Genomic DNA, 14,356 nt, shown 5'->3' with positions numbered 1-14,356 from the left:
GTGTGAGGACGATGCGCGGTCAGTGTGCTCCGGCTGCGGCGTCGCCACCAGCGCCGCCCTTCTGCGGCCTTGCCAGCCACACCAGCGGAATCAGCAGCAGGAACAGGATCGCCGACGCGTAGAAGATGTCGTTCGTGGCCAGCATGTAGGCCTGCTGGTCGACGATGCGGTTGATCTGCCCCAGCACCTGGTCGGCGCTGAAGCCGCTGGCGTTGAGCCCAGACATCGCGCTCGTGGCTGCGTTGTTGCCCTGGTTGATCGTCTCGGCCAGTTGCGTATGGTGCAGCGTGGCACGGTTGTCCCACAGCGTGGTGGTGATCGACGTGCCCATCGCACCCGCAGTGATCCGCAGGAAGTTCGACAGCCCCGACGCGGCCGGGATCCGGTCTGGCGTGAGGCCCGACAGCGTGATGGTCACGAGCGGGATGAAGAAGAACGCCATCGCGATGCCCTGGATCACCGTCGGGATGATGATGGTGACGAAGTCGGCCTGCGTGTTGAAGTTCGACCGCATCCACAGCACCAGTGCGAACACCAGGAACGAGAAGGTCGCGTAGCGGCGCGGATCGATCTTGGCCACCGTGAGCCCCACCACCGGCGAGAAGAAGATCGCCAGCAGCCCCACGGGCGCCATGATCATCCCCGCCTGCGTGGCGGTGTAGCCCATCCACTGCTGCAGCCACAGCGGCAGCAGCACCACGTTGCCGAAGAACAGGCCGTAGGCCACGGCCGTTGCCACGGCGCCCGACCAGAAGTTGCGGCGCTTGAACAGCGACAGGTCGACCACCGGGTGCTTGTCGGTCAGCTCCCAGACCAGGAAGAACGCGAAGCCGACTACGGACACCACCGCCAGCGTGACGATCTGCGCCGAGTGGAACCAGTCGAGCTCCTTGCCCTTGTCGAGCATCAGTTGCAGCGAGCCCACCCACAGCACCAGCAGCGCGAGGCCGACGGCGTCGATAGGCACCTTGTGCGTGCTGCTCTCGCGCTTGCGGTACAGCGTCCAGGTGATGGCGGCCGCGACGATGCCCACGGGGATGTTGATGTAGAAGATCCACGGCCACGAGATGTTGTCGGTGATCCAGCCGCCCAGCAGCGGCCCCATCACCGGCGCGACCAGCGTGGTCATCGACCACATGGCCATCGCAAGGCCTGCCTTGGCGCGCGGATAGCTCGACAGCAGCAGCGTCTGCGACAGCGGAATCATCGGACCCGCAACGAAGCCCTGCAGCGCGCGGAAGGCGATCAGCGTCGTCATGTTCGGTGCCAGGCCGCACAGCAGCGAGGCGACCATGAACAGGATCACGCTGGCCATGAACAGGCGCACCTGTCCGAAGCGCTGCGTCATGAAGCCCGTGAGCGGCACCGCGATGGCGTTGGCCACCGCGAAGCTGGTGATGACCCAGGTGCCTTGCGTGGTACTCACGCCCAGGTCGCCCGAGATGGCGGGCAACGACACGTTCGCGATCGACGAATCGAGCACGTTCATGAAGGTTGCCGCAGACAGCGCTACCGTGCCCCAGACGCGGGCTGCGCCTTCGAGCGGTGGATGCGCAACGTAAGCAGGAGCAGCGGTGGCCATTGCGGTCGCGCGAACTGTTTGCCTGAATTACCCGAGGGAAGCGCGGGCGATCAGCCCGGCTGCCCCTGCACTGCCACCGATGCCGCGGCGGGCGCGCTCGACGGTGCCGCCGAGCCCTTCGACGGCGCGGTGGCCGTTGCCGGTGCGCTGCGGCCGAGGTTGGCCGCGACGATGCGGTCGACTTCGGCGTCGGCGCCGCGGTCGAGCTGGCTGTACACGGCCGTCTGCGTCAGCGCAGTGGCGCGCGGCGCGTCGGCGAGCATCTTGCCGCTCTTGGACGAGATGTCGACTTCGGCGTCCATCGACAGGCCGATGCGCAGCGGGTTGGCCTTGAGCTGCTCGGGGTCGAGCGCGATGCGCACGGGCACGCGCTGCACCACCTTGATCCAGTTGCCGGTGGCGTTCTGCGCGGGCAGCAGCGCGAACGCACTGCCGGTGCCGACGCCCAGGCCCGCAACCTTGCCGGTGTACTCGACCTTCTTGCCGTACACGTCGGCCGTGAGCTTCACGGGCTGGTCGATGCGGATGTTGCGCAGCTGCACTTCCTTGAAGTTGGCGTCGACCCACAGCTGGTTGAGCGGCACGATCGACATCATCGGCGTGCCGGCGGCCACGCGCTGGCCGAGCTGCACGGTGCGCTTGGCGACATAGCCGTCGACCGGTGCGGGCATGGCCACGCGCTGGGTGGCGAGGTAGGCCTCGCGCACCTTGGCGGCGGCGGCCAGCACGCTAGGGTGCTGGGCCACGCTGGTGCCGTCGGTCAGCGACTGGTTGCTGACCAGCGCTTCCTTCGCGGCGACCACGCCGGCCTGCGCCGCGGCGAGTGCGCTCTTGGCGGTGTCGAGCTGCGTCTCGGCGTGGTTGAGTTCTTCCTTCGACACGGCGCCGTTGCCCGACAGCGCGCGGCGGCGCTGCAGGTCGTCCTGCGCCTTGGCGATGTCGCTCTGCGCCTTCACGATGTCGGACTGGCGCAGCGTGACCTGCGCGGCCAGCGAGCCGTTGTTGGCGTACAGCGTGCGCACCTGGCGCACGGCCTGCGCGAGGGCGGCTTCGGCCTGTTCGAGCGACACCTTGGCATCGGCTGGGTCGAGCTGCACCAGGGGCTGGCCGGCCTTCACGAAGTCGGTGTCGTCGGCGCCGATGGCCATCACGGTGCCGCCGATCTGCGGCGTGATCTGGATGACGTTGCCCTGCACGTAGGCGTTGTCGGTGTCCTCGTAGTGGCTGGCAACCAGCCATTCGTAGAGGCCCCAGCCGCCGCCGACGACGATCACCACCGCGGCGAGCGCGGTGAGTGCGCGGCGGCGCTTGCCGCTGTTGGCGGGCGCCTCGGAGGCTGCAGGAGCTGCAGCTGCAGCGGGCGTCGGAGTGTTGTTGTCGCTCATGATGAAGTTCTTTCCGAAGACGAGGAAGTCGGGTCAGTTCTGGTCGGTTCTTGTTCAGTTCACTGCGGCCGCGGGGGCCGAGGCGGTGGCCGTGGCCGGGGGCTGCCAGCCGCCGCCCAGCGCGCGCGCCAGGCCCACCTGCGTGTCGAGCGCGCGGGCGGCGAGGTCGACGGCCAGCCGGCGCTGCGCCAGCACGGAGGTTTCCGCGGTCAGCACGTTGAGGTAGTTGCCGAGGCCCGCGCGGTAGCGCTGCACGGCGATGTCGTAGGCGCCTTCGGCAGCGGTCTGCGCTGCGCGTTGTTCGGTTTGCTGGCGCGTGATCGACTGCGCGCTCGTGACCTGGTCGGCCGCGTCGCGCACCGCGTCGAGCACGGTGGCGTTGTAGCTTTCGATGGCCACGTCGAGGTCGGCCGACTTGCCGCGCAGGTTTGCGCGCAGCTTGCCGCCTTCGAAGATCGGCAGGCTGATGGCCGGGCCCACGCCCCACTGCTCGCTGCCCGACTTCAGCAGCTTGCCGAAGCCCAGGCTCTGGAAGCCGACGAAGGCCGTGAGGTTCACGTTGGGATAGAAGAGCGTCTTGGCGTTGGCCACGTCGCTCGTGGCTGCCTCGACGCGCCAGCGCGCGGCGGCGATGTCGGCGCGGCGGCCGAGCAGGTCGGCCGGAATGCTCCCCTGCAGTGCCATCGGCTTGACGCCAGCAAGCACCGGCGGCTTGAGCGATGCCGACACATTCGGCTGGCCGACGAGCGCGTCGAGCGCGTGCTGTTGCAGCGCGATCTGCTCGTTGAGCGATTCGATCTGCTGGCGTGCCTCGGGCAGGCCGCCTTCGCTCTGGCGCAATTCAAGGCGGGTGTCGAGGCCGGCGGACACGCGGTCGCGCACGAGCTTGAGCGTTTCGTCGCGCTGCGCCAGCGTGCGCTGGGCGACGGTGAGCTGGTCGTTCAGGCGCGCCCATTGAAAGTAGCTGCGTGCCACGTTGCTCGCGAGCAGCACGCGGGCGGCATCCGCATCGGCAGCCGCGGCATTCGCCGAGCCGATGGCGGCGTCGAGCGCGGTGCGGTTCTTGCCGAAGAAGTCGAGCTCCCAGCTTGCGCCGAGCTGCAGCAGGCCGATGTTCTGCGTGGAGCCGCCCAGCGGTGCGGGGTAGATGTAGTTGCTGTTGAACTTCTGGCGATCCAGGTCGAGCTCGGCGTTGACCTTCGGCTTGAGGGCCGAGCCGGCGATGTCGGCGGAGGCCTGCGCGCGCGCGAGGCGGGCTTGCGCGACCTGCAGGTTGGGGTTGCCGGCCACGGCCTGGTCGATCAGCGAATTGAGCTGCGTGTCGCCGAAGGCGAGCCACCATTGGCTGTCGAGGCGGGACACAGGCGCCGCGGCGCTGTCGGGCGCGATGCCCAGCGACGAGGCGTCGCGCAGCTTGGCCTGCGAGCCGATGCCGGCCATGTCGGCACATCCGGCAAGTGCGACCACGAGCAATGCTGCGGCCACGACGGGGGTGCGACGCACAGCGCGCACGGCGAGGGAATCAGTCATTTTTATCTCCACGGGCCGCGAGGGCCTGGGCGTTGTCGAGGATGCGGCGCAAGTAACCCTTGAGCTGCTCCCATTCTTCGGCGCTGAAGCCAGCGAGGTGTTCGTTCTGCACACGGCTGAGCACGTAGGGCACTTCCTTGGCGGCGGCACGGCCTTCGTCGGTGAGTTCGATGTTGACCACGCGGCGGTCTTCGAGCGAGCGCACGCGGCGGCACAGGCCCTTGGCTTCGAGGCGGTCGAGCAGGCGCGTCATGGCGCCGGTGTCGAGCTCGCAGGCGCGGGCCAGTTCGGCCACGGTGGTGGCGGCGCCGGTGTGCAGCTTGTAGAGAGGCAACCATTGCGGATAGGTCGGGCCGCCGGGCTCGCACATGCGGGTTTCTACTGCCTGACCAACCAAAGTGATGATGCGGCGCATCAGATAACCGATGCTCTCTTCGGTCGAGTAGGTCTCCGCGCGATAGAAGACAGGCGGGCGACGCTCGGCGTCGGCAGGGACCGACGGGGCTACTGGAATGTTTGCATCGCTCATGGGGCAAAATATTAGCTGCCGCGGCAGTAATTGTCAAGGCCGCCTTTGTGGAGGCAAGGGATCGTTAGAATCGGCGCATGGCTTCTACCCCACCGTCTTCCATGGCCAAGGGCTCGCCCCGGTCGCTGTCGGGCCTGAGCCCTTTTCTTCGCCCCTACCGCGTGCAGATCGTGCTGGCAGCCCTCTTTCTGGTGCTGGCGGCGGTTACCACGCTGGTTTTCCCTATCGCTTTGCGCAGTCTGATTGACGGCGGCTTGATCAGTACCGACAAAGGCGCCCAGACCATGGCGCTGCGCGAGCACTTCGGCGCCCTCTTCGCGGTGGCCGTGGCGCTGGGCGTTTTCTCGGCGGCGCGCTTCTATACGGTGAGCTGGCTGGGCGAGCGCGTGACGGCCGACATCCGCAACGCGGTCTACGGCCATGTGCTGAAACAGAGCCCCGTCTTCTTCGAAACCACGCAGACCGGCGAAGTGCTGTCGCGCCTGACGGCCGACACCACGCTGGTACAGACGGTCGTCGGCTCGTCGCTGAGCATGGGCCTGCGCAACGCGGTGATGGGCGTGGGCGCCCTGGCGGTGCTGATCTGGACCAATCCTTACGTGATGGTGCAGGTACTGGGCATCCTCGTGCTGGTGGTTCTACCGAGCATGTGGTTCGGCCGCCGCGTGCGCAAGCTGTCGCGCGCCAGCCAGGACCGCGTGGCCGATTCGAGCGCCATTGCCGCCGAGGTGCTGAACGCTATTCCCGTGGTGCAGAGCTACACGGCTGAAGGCCGCGAGGCCGCGCGCTTCAACGGCTCGACCGAGAACGCCTTTCGCACCGCCGTGCGCCGCACCAAGGCACGCTCGGTGCTGGTGGCGTTCATCATCATCGCGACCTCGGCAGCGCTGCTCTGGGGCCTTTATCAAGGCACGCAGGCGGTGCTGCGCGGCGACATCACGGCCGGCCACCTGGGCCAGACCGTCGTCTACGTCGCCATCCTGGCCAGCGCGACTGCGGTGCTCGGCGAGGTGTACGGCGACCTGCTGCGCGCCGCCGGCGCGACCGAGCGGCTGATGGAGTTGCTGCATGCGCCCGCCGCCATCTTTTCACCGCCGAGCCCGACGGTCACGCCCGTCCCCGTGGCGGGCAGCACGATCAAGTTCGATGCGGTGACCTTCCATTACCCATCCCGACCAGGCACACCGGCACTGCGCGACTTCAGCCTCGAAGTCGCGCCGGGCGAAACCGTGGCCCTGGTGGGATCGAGCGGCGCGGGCAAAAGCACAGTGTTCCAGTTGCTGCTGCGCTACTACGACCCGCAATCGGGCCGCCTGCTGCTCGACGGCGCGCCGCTGGCCTCGCTCGCCCTGCCCGACCTGCGCACCCGCATCGGCCTCGTGCCGCAGGACGCGGTGATCTTCTCGACCACCGCGTTCGAGAACATCCGCTACGGCCGTCCCGAGGCGACAACCGAGGAAGTGCATGCCGCAGCACGCGCCGCCTTTGCCCACGACTTCCTGCAGGCGCTGCCCGAGGGCTACGACACCTTCCTCGGCGAGCGCGGCGTGCGGCTGTCGGGCGGACAGCGCCAACGCATCGCGATTGCGCGCGCGATCCTGAAGAACCCGCCGCTGCTGCTGCTCGACGAAGCCACGAGCGCACTCGACGCGGAAAGCGAGCGCATGGTGCAGGCGGCACTGGAATCGGCAATGGAAAACCGGACCACGCTGGTCATCGCTCACCGGCTGGCAACGGTGCAGAAGGCCAATCGCATCGTGGTGCTGGACCACGGCGGAATCGTCGAGCAGGGAACGCATGCGACGCTGGTCGCGCAGGGCGGTGTATACGCGCGCCTGGCTGCGCTTCAGTTCACGGCCTGAGCAGCCGCGACCGGCTGGTCGATTACTGCAGGGTTTCTTTCAACGCCGCCGGAATCGGCAGCGCCATCACCGGAATGCCTTCGTCGAGCAGCGCTTCGGTCTGCTCCGGCGTCGCCTGGCCGCGAATGCCGCGCTCCTGGGCTTCGCCATAGTGCATCTTCCGGGCTTCGTCAGCAAAGCGGTCGCCGACGTCTTCGGTCTTTGCCAGCACCTCGCGCACGGCGCGCATCCAGCGGGCTTCGGGTGAGAGTTCGGCGGAAACGTTCGAGGCAGCAGTCGGTGCCGCAGCCTCAGGCGCCTTGGCATTGCCCAGATTGAGGCGCGGCGCGCTCAGCAGCTTGACGATGGCGGTGTCGCCACAGACCGGGCACTCGACCAGTCCGCTGGCCAACTGGCTATCGAAGGCCTCGTTGGACGCGAACCAGCCCTCGAAGCCGTGGCCGTGCGCGCAGCGGAGATTGAGAACCTTCATCCGCGGATTATCCCGCGTGACCTTCCGCAGGGGCAGCCTTCCAATCCAGTGTCCATGCGCCCGAAAGGACGTTCTGCAGCCAGAGCGTGCAGGTCAGGGTCTTGGCGTCGGTCACTTTGCCGTCGCGGCACCAGCCGGCCAGCTCATCGGGCGTGGCCGTGAACACGTCGAGAAACTCGCCATGATCGAGCTGCCGCTCACCGAGTGAAAGGCCGCGCGCGAAGTAGATGTGGATGATTTCGGTCGAGTACGCCACCGCCAGGTGCATGGCGCCCGCATGCGCCCATTCGCGCGCGGTGTAGCCGGTTTCCTCAATCAGTTCACGCCGGCCGCAATCGAAAGGGTCTTCGCCCGCATCGAGCTTGCCCGCCGGAAATTCGATCATCACGTGGCCGACCGGGTAGCGGAACTGCCGCTCCAGCACCACGCGGCCGTCGTCCAGCAGCGGAATCACCACCACGGCGCCCGGATGCACCACGTACTCGCGCGTGGCGCTGTGGCCATCGGGCAGCCGGATGGTGTCTCGCCTGGCCTCCAGGAACTTGCCCTTGAACAGCTCTTCGCGGCTCGTGAGCTCTTCCTTCAGATGGGAATCGGTGGTGTCGATGGGCGTGGTCATGTCGTCCTCGTCAATGCCTGTGCTTCATCAGATAGCGCCAGGTGAATCCTGGAAAGGCCAGCACGATGAACAGCGCGCCAGTCACCGCATAGAACTCCCAGCCCTGCGGGGCAATCTGCCCTGCCCTGCGCTCGAACAGCAGCCCGATACCGCCGGCCAGAAAGTACAAGACCACCAGTTCGGCGAGACGCACCGCGAGCGACTTGGGTTTCGTCACCAGCGGCACGACGCCGAACAGGCGGTCGTTGAAGAACGGCAGGTTGGCAGCCACCAGGGCCACCAGCAGAACGACCCAGACCGACGCGGTTTGCGACACCAGGTCGGGCCGCGTCAGTGGGCCAGGGTTGCCACGATCGCGTCGTAGCAAAGTGTCATCAGGCCGCCGGGCACGATGCCCAGGATCAGGATCAGCGCACCGTTGATCGTGAGCACCGTGCGCACGTCGCGCGGCGCCGACACGGTGGTGGCCGTGACGGGTGCGTCGAAGTACATGACCTTGACCACGCGCAGGTAGTAGAACGCGCCGATCAGCGACATCATCACCGCGAACACGGCCAGGCCGATGTAGATGGCGTGGCCCGATGCAATCAGCGCCTGCAGCACGGCCAGCTTCGCGTAGAAGCCGACCAGCGGCGGCAGACCGGCCAGCGAGAACATCGCAATGGCCATCACGCCGGCGTACAGCGGGCTGCGCTGGTTCAGGCCAGCCAGGTCGGTGATCTCTTCGCTTTCGAAGCCTTCGCGCGCCAGCAGCAGGATGATGCCGAAGCTGGCCAGCGTGGTCAGCACGTAGGTCACGATGTAGAACATCGAGGCGCTGTAGGCGTACTGGGCGTTGTAGGTGCCCTGCTGGTCCGAGCCGGCGACCAGGCCGAGGAGCATGAAGCCCATCTGCGAGATCGTCGAATAGGCCAGCATGCGCTTCAGGTTGCTCTGCGCAATGGCGGCCAGGTTGCCAACCAGCAGCGAGGCGATGGCGAGCACGGCCAGCATCTGCTGCCAGTCGATGGCAAGCGGCTGCAGAGCGTCGACCAGCAGGCGGATGATGATCGCGAAGGCAGCCAGCTCGGGCGCGGCGCCGATCAGCAGCGTGATCGCAGTCGGAGCGCCCTGGTAGACGTCAGGCACCCACATGTGGAACGGCGCAGCGCCCACCTTGAAGGCCAGGCCGGCGACGATGAACACCAGGCCGAACACCAGCACCTGGTGGTTCACCTTGCCGCTCGCGATGGTCTTGAACACTTCGTTGACGTCGAGCGAGCCGGTCGCGCCGTACATCATCGACAGGCCATACAGCAGGAAGCCGCTGGCCATGGCGCCGAGCACGAAGTACTTCATCGCCGCTTCGCTGGCCACCGCGTTGTCGCGGCGCAGCGCCACCAGCGCATAGCTCGACAGCGTGAGCAGTTCGAGGCCCAGGTAGATCAGCAGGAAGTTGCTGCCCGAGATCATCACGAACATGCCCAGCAGCGCGAACATGCTGACGGTGAACATCTCGCCGCCGCGCAGCATCTCGCGGTCGGCCGCATAGGGACGGCCGTAGACCAGCGTGACCATCAGGGCGACGGTGGCGAAGCACTTGAGCCAGTTGCCCATCGGGTCGCTGACGACCATGCCGCCGAAGCCGTAGATCGTCTTGGCGTCAAGGGCCTGCAGGCCCGACAGCACGGCGACCACGGCAAGCGTGGCCAGCGTCAACACATAGGTGCGGGTACGGCGCGGGCTCGTGTCCGACAGGTCGACCAGCGCAATGATGCAGGCCATGACCAGCAACACGATTTCGGGGTAGATCGTGACCCAGCTGAGTTTGTCAATCATCTCGTTCTCTTCTTCAGCGTGGCATCAGGAAGGCAGCTTCGAAACTGCCACGTGGCGCAGGAGCTCGGTCACCGAGGCGTTCATCGCGTCGGTGAACGGCTTCGGGAACAGGCCCATCCACAGCACAGCGATGGCCAGCAGTGCCAGCATCAGGAACTCGCGGGCGTTGATGTCGCTGAGTTCCTTGACGTGGTCGTTACCGACCGGACCCAGGTACACGCGCTTGTACATCCAGAGGGTGTAGGCCGCGCCGAAAATCAGCGCGGTGGCGGCGCCGAGGCCGATCCAGAAGTTGGCCTTCACGGCGCCCAGGATCACCATCCACTCGCCCACGAAACCGGCGGTGCCCGGCAGGCCGCAATTGGCCATGGCGAACAGCAGCGCGAACGCGGCGAACTTGGGCATGGTGTTGACCACGCCGCCGTAATCGGCGATCTGGCGCGAGTGCACGCGGTCGTACAGCACGCCGATGCCCAGGAACATGGCGCCCGACACGAAACCGTGCGCAATCATCTGCACGATGCCGCCGGACACGCCGAGCTCGTTGAAGATGAAGAAGCCGAGCGTCACGAAGCCCATGTGGGCGACCGACGAGTAGGCCACCAGCTTCTTCATGTCCTGCTGCACCAGCGCCACCAAGCCGACGTAGATCACGGCGATCAGCGACAGCGCGATCATGAGCCAGGCCCATTCGTGCGAGGCATCGGGCGCGATGGGCATCGAGAAGCGCAGGAAGCCATAGGCGCCCAGCTTCAGCATGATCGCGGCCAGCACGGCGGAGCCACCGGTGGGCGCCTCGACGTGCACGTCGGGCAGCCAGGTGTGCACCGGCCACATCGGCACCTTCACGGCGAAGGCCGCGAAGAAGGCGAAGAACAGGAAGGTCTGCGCGGTCGAACCCAGCGGCAGCTTGTGCCAGGCCAGGATGTCGAAGCTGCCGCCCGACTTGTTGTACAGGAAGATCAGCGCAACCAGCATCAGCAGCGAGCCGAGCAAGGTGTACAGGAAGAACTTGAACGCCGCGTAGATCTTGTTCGGGCCGCCCCAGATGCCGATGATCAGGTACATCGGGATCAGCGTGGCTTCGAAGAACACGTAGAACAGCACGCCGTCGAGCGCGGAGAACACGCCGATCATGAAGCCCGACAGGATCAGGAACGCGCCCATGTACTGGTTCACGCGCTCGGTGATCACTTCCCAGGCCGAGATCACGACGACGACCGTGATGAACGACGTCAGCAGCACCAGCCAGAGCGACAGGCCGTCGATCCCGAGGTGGTAGTTGACGTTGAAGCGTGCGATCCAGCCCGTCTTTTCGACGAACTGCATCGCGGCAGTGCCGTTCTGGAAACGCGTGAACAGCGGCACCGTGACCAGGAAGCTCACGATGGCACCGACTAGCGCGACCCAGCGCACGCCCTTGGCATGCTCGTCACGGCCAAACGCCAGCAGCACGGCGCCGAATGCGATCGGCACCCAGATGGCAAGGCTCAACAAACCCATTTTTCTTTTTCTCCAGCGCTAGGCTCAGCGTTTGAACCAGACGAAGTACGTCATCAGGATGAAGATGCCGAGCAGCATCGCGAAGGCGTAGTGGTAGATGTAGCCAGACTGCATCCAGCGCACCACACCCGAAATCCGGCCGATCACTTTCCACGAACCGTTGACGACGGCTCCGTCGATCAGGGCCTGGTCGCCACCCTTCCACAGGCCGGTGCCAAGCGCGCGCGTGGCGCGGGCAATGACGTTCTCGTTGAACCAGTCCATGTAGTACTTGTTCTCGAGCAGGCGGTAGATCGGGCCGCAGGCGCGCTTGATCGCAGCCGGCAGCGCCGGGTTGATCATGTACATGTACCAGGACAGGACCACGCCAGCCAGCGCCAGCCAGAACGGCGCAGCCTGCAGGCCGTGGATGGCCATGGCCACCGGGCCGTGGAAGGCTTCTTCCAGTTCCTTCATGGCGTGGTGCCTGGTGCCGTCCACGACGATCGCGTTCTTGAAGAACTCGCCGAACAGCATCGGCTCGATCGTCATGAAGCCGATCACCACCGAGGGGATGGCCAGCAGCACCAGCGGCAGCCAGACGACCCAAGGCGATTCGTGCGGCTTCTGGTCATGGCCGTGACCATGATCGTCATGACCGTGGCCATGGTCGTCATGGTGCGCATCGGGGTTCTGGTCGTAGCGTTCCTTGCCGTGGAAGACCAGGAAGTACATGCGGAACGAATAGAACGCCGTGATGAACACGCCGGCCAGCACCGCGTAGTACGCGAAGTTCGCGCCCCACAGGTGGCTTTCGTGCACCGCTTCGATGATGCTGTCCTTCGAGTAGAAGCCGGCAAAGAACGGCGTGCCGATCAGCGCGAGCGAACCCAGCAGCGAGGTGATCCAGGTGATCGGCATGTACTTGCGCACACCGCCCATCCAGCGGATGTCCTGGTTATGGTGCATGCCGATGATCACCGAGCCGGCGCCGAGGAACAGCAGCGCCTTGAAGAACGCGTGCGTCATCAGGTGGAACACCGCGACCGAGTAGGCCGAGGCACCGAGCGCCACCGTCATGTAGCCGAGCTGCGAGAGCGTCGAGTACGCGACCACGCGCTTGATGTCGTTCTGGATGATGCCCAGGAAGCCCATGAACAGCGCGGTGATGGCGCCGATCACGAGGATGAAGCTCAGTGCCGTGTCGCTCAGCTCGAACAGTGGCGACATGCGCGCCACCATGAAGATGCCGGCCGTCACCATCGTTGCCGCGTGGATCAGCGCGGAGATGGGCGTCGGGCCTTCCATCGAGTCGGGCAGCCACACGTGCAGCGGGAACTGGGCACTCTTGCCCATCGCGCCGATGAACAGGCAGATGCAGATCACGGTGATGAGCATCCACTCGGTGCCCGGGAACGTGATGCCGGCCAGCGTGCCGGCCTTGGCAAAGGCCTCGGTGTAGTTCAGCGTGCCGGCGTAGGCGGCGATCAGGCCGATGCCGAGGATGAAGCCGAAGTCGCCCACACGGTTGACCAGGAAGGCCTTCATGTTCGCGAAGATCGCGGTCGGCTTGTTGAACCAGAAACCGATCAGCAGGTACGACACCAGGCCCACCGCTTCCCAGCCGAAGAACAGCTGGAGCATGTTGTTGCTCATGACGAGCATCAGCATCGAGAAGGTGAACAGCGAGATGTACGCGAAGAAGCGGTTGTAGCCGTCGTCTTCTTCCATGTAGCCGATGGTGTAGATGTGGACCATCAGCGACACGAAGGTCACGACGCACATCATCATGGCGGTGAGGCCGTCGACCATGAAGCCGACTTCCATCTTCAGGCCGCCCACGACCATCCATTCATAGATGGTTTCGTTGAAGCGGGCGCCGTCGGCCACCACGCTCTTGAGCGTCATGGCCGAGATGATGAAGGCGACCAGCACGCCCAGGATGGTCAGCGAGTGCGTGACCTTGCGGCCGATGTGATTGCCGCCGAACTTGGTGCCGAACAGGCCGGCGACAGCGGCGCCGACCAGGGGTGCCAGCGGCACGGCCAGCAAGGTGGATGCGGAAAGGGTTGCGCTCATGTTGCTTTCAACCCTTGAGCGAGTTGAGTTCGTCGACGTTGATGTTCGACTTGTTGCGGAACAGCAGAACCAGCAGCGCCAGCCCGATGGCCGACTCGGCCGCGGCCACCGTCAGGATGAAGAACACGAAGATCTGGCCGTGCATGTCGCCCAGGAAGTGCGAGAACGCCACGAAGTTCATGTTGACCGCGAGCAGCATCAGCTCGATGGCCATCAGCAGGACGATCAGGTTCTTGCGGTTCAGGAAGATGCCGATCACGGACAGCGCGAAGAGCATCGCGCCGAGCGAAAGAAAGTGTCCGAGCGTGAGCGTCATGCCTTGTTTTCCTTTGCAGCGTCCGCAGCTTCAACCACAGGCTCGGCAGCACGCGTTGCCGGCATCTGCACGATGCGCACGCGGTCGCGCGCCTTCACGCGCACCTGGTCGGCCGGGTTGACGTACTTGCTGTCCTTGCGGGTGCGCAGCGTCAACGCGATGGCGGCCACGATGGCCACGAGCAGGATGACCGCGGCAATTTCCAGCGGGTAGAGGTATTCGGAGTAGAGCAGCTTGCCGAGTTCGAGCGTATTGGAAGTGTTGGCCCCCAACGCACCGGCAGCAGCGCGCGGCTCGCCGAGGCGGAAGCCGCCCATGAGCACGGCCGCCATTTCGAGCGCAATCAGCGCGCCCACGCCTGCCGCCAGCGGAAAGTGCTTCCAGAAGCCCTCCCGCAAGCCGTCGACGTTGATGTCCAGCATCATCACCACGAACAGGAAGAGCACCATCACGGCGCCGACATACACCAGCACGAGCGAGATCGCGAGGAACTCGGCGCGCAGCAGCAGCCAGATGGCCGATGCCTGGAAGAAGGCCAGAACCAGGTACAGAGCGGCGTACACGGGGTTGCGGGCGGTGATGACGCGGAACGCTGCAAACAGCAGCACCACGGCAAACAGATAGAACAGACCGGTCTTGACGTCCATTGGAATTCGAATTGGTACGGGGTTCGGGCTGGTCG

General features: G+C 65.7%; 12 protein-coding genes and 1 pseudogene. 1 reads left to right on the top strand and 12 read right to left on the bottom strand.

Annotated elements, in window-relative coordinates:
* Window positions 1-19 precede the first annotated feature (19 nt).
* The 4 genes and pseudogenes from ACZYSP_RS29660 to ACZYSP_RS29645 form a co-directional block, all read right to left on the bottom strand.
* Window positions 20-1,585: pseudogene (locus tag ACZYSP_RS29660) on the bottom strand (DHA2 family efflux MFS transporter permease subunit); the annotation flags it as partial.
* Window positions 1,586-1,632: 47 nt separating this feature from the next.
* A complete protein-coding gene (locus ACZYSP_RS29655; protein ID WP_093079930.1) occupies window positions 1,633-2,967 on the bottom strand; it encodes an HlyD/EmrA/EmrK family protein in 1,335 nt (444 codons plus the stop codon).
* A gap of 54 nt (window positions 2,968-3,021) precedes the next feature.
* Window positions 3,022-4,497 carry an efflux transporter outer membrane subunit gene (locus ACZYSP_RS29650; RefSeq protein WP_093079927.1) on the bottom strand — a complete coding sequence of 492 codons (1,476 nt, stop codon included), beginning with the start codon at window positions 4,495-4,497 and terminating at the stop codon, window positions 3,022-3,024.
* Window positions 4,490-5,026, bottom strand: coding sequence for a MarR family winged helix-turn-helix transcriptional regulator (locus ACZYSP_RS29645; RefSeq protein WP_093057837.1), 537 nt, complete (start codon window positions 5,024-5,026; stop codon window positions 4,490-4,492). Before ACZYSP_RS29645 ends, ACZYSP_RS29650 begins: the two co-directional genes overlap by 8 nt.
* Before the next feature lie 77 nt (window positions 5,027-5,103).
* On the opposite strand from ACZYSP_RS29645, the gene ACZYSP_RS29640 reads away from it, so the two are divergent.
* Window positions 5,104-6,888, top strand: a complete 1,785-nt coding sequence (locus ACZYSP_RS29640; RefSeq protein WP_093057838.1) for an ABC transporter transmembrane domain-containing protein — start codon at window positions 5,104-5,106, stop codon at window positions 6,886-6,888.
* 22 nt (window positions 6,889-6,910) lie between these two features.
* On the opposite strand, the gene ACZYSP_RS29635 is transcribed toward ACZYSP_RS29640, so the two are convergent.
* Genes ACZYSP_RS29635 through ACZYSP_RS29600 form a run of 8 tightly spaced genes read right to left on the bottom strand, consistent with a single transcriptional unit; the run spans window position 6,911 to window position 14,321 of the window.
* Window positions 6,911-7,360, bottom strand: a complete 450-nt coding sequence (locus ACZYSP_RS29635) for a DUF1178 family protein (protein ID WP_093079922.1) — start codon at window positions 7,358-7,360, stop codon at window positions 6,911-6,913.
* A 7-nt stretch (window positions 7,361-7,367) separates the two neighbouring features.
* Window positions 7,368-7,979 carry an NUDIX domain-containing protein gene (locus ACZYSP_RS29630; RefSeq protein ID WP_093079920.1) on the bottom strand — a complete coding sequence of 204 codons (612 nt, stop codon included), beginning with the start codon at window positions 7,977-7,979 and terminating at the stop codon, window positions 7,368-7,370.
* 10 nt (window positions 7,980-7,989) lie between these two features.
* Entirely contained in the window at window positions 7,990-8,295 is a 306-nt protein-coding gene (locus tag ACZYSP_RS29625) for a DUF2818 family protein (RefSeq protein ID WP_093079917.1), read from the bottom strand.
* A gap of 14 nt (window positions 8,296-8,309) precedes the next feature.
* Complete coding sequence (gene nuoN, locus ACZYSP_RS29620; RefSeq protein ID WP_093057842.1) at window positions 8,310-9,797, bottom strand: NADH-quinone oxidoreductase subunit NuoN; 1,488 nt, start codon at window positions 9,795-9,797, stop codon at window positions 8,310-8,312.
* Between the two features lie 24 nt (window positions 9,798-9,821).
* Complete coding sequence (locus tag ACZYSP_RS29615; RefSeq protein ID WP_093079915.1) at window positions 9,822-11,300, bottom strand: NADH-quinone oxidoreductase subunit M; 1,479 nt, start codon at window positions 11,298-11,300, stop codon at window positions 9,822-9,824.
* 24 nt (window positions 11,301-11,324) lie between these two features.
* Window positions 11,325-13,358 (bottom strand): NADH-quinone oxidoreductase subunit L, encoded by a 2,034-nt coding sequence (gene nuoL, locus ACZYSP_RS29610; RefSeq protein WP_093057844.1) that lies wholly within the window; start codon window positions 13,356-13,358, stop codon window positions 11,325-11,327.
* Window positions 13,359-13,365: 7 nt separating this feature from the next.
* A complete protein-coding gene (gene nuoK / locus ACZYSP_RS29605; protein WP_019653383.1) occupies window positions 13,366-13,674 on the bottom strand; it encodes an NADH-quinone oxidoreductase subunit NuoK in 309 nt (102 codons plus the stop codon).
* A complete protein-coding gene (locus ACZYSP_RS29600; protein WP_093057845.1) occupies window positions 13,671-14,321 on the bottom strand; it encodes an NADH-quinone oxidoreductase subunit J in 651 nt (216 codons plus the stop codon). Before ACZYSP_RS29600 ends, nuoK begins: the two co-directional genes overlap by 4 nt.
* Window positions 14,322-14,356 lie beyond the last annotated feature (35 nt).

It is taken from the genome of Variovorax sp. F042 (genome assembly GCF_057814215.1).
Note: the sequence above shows the minus strand (reverse complement) of the source record. Positions and strands in the feature narration are given on the sequence as shown.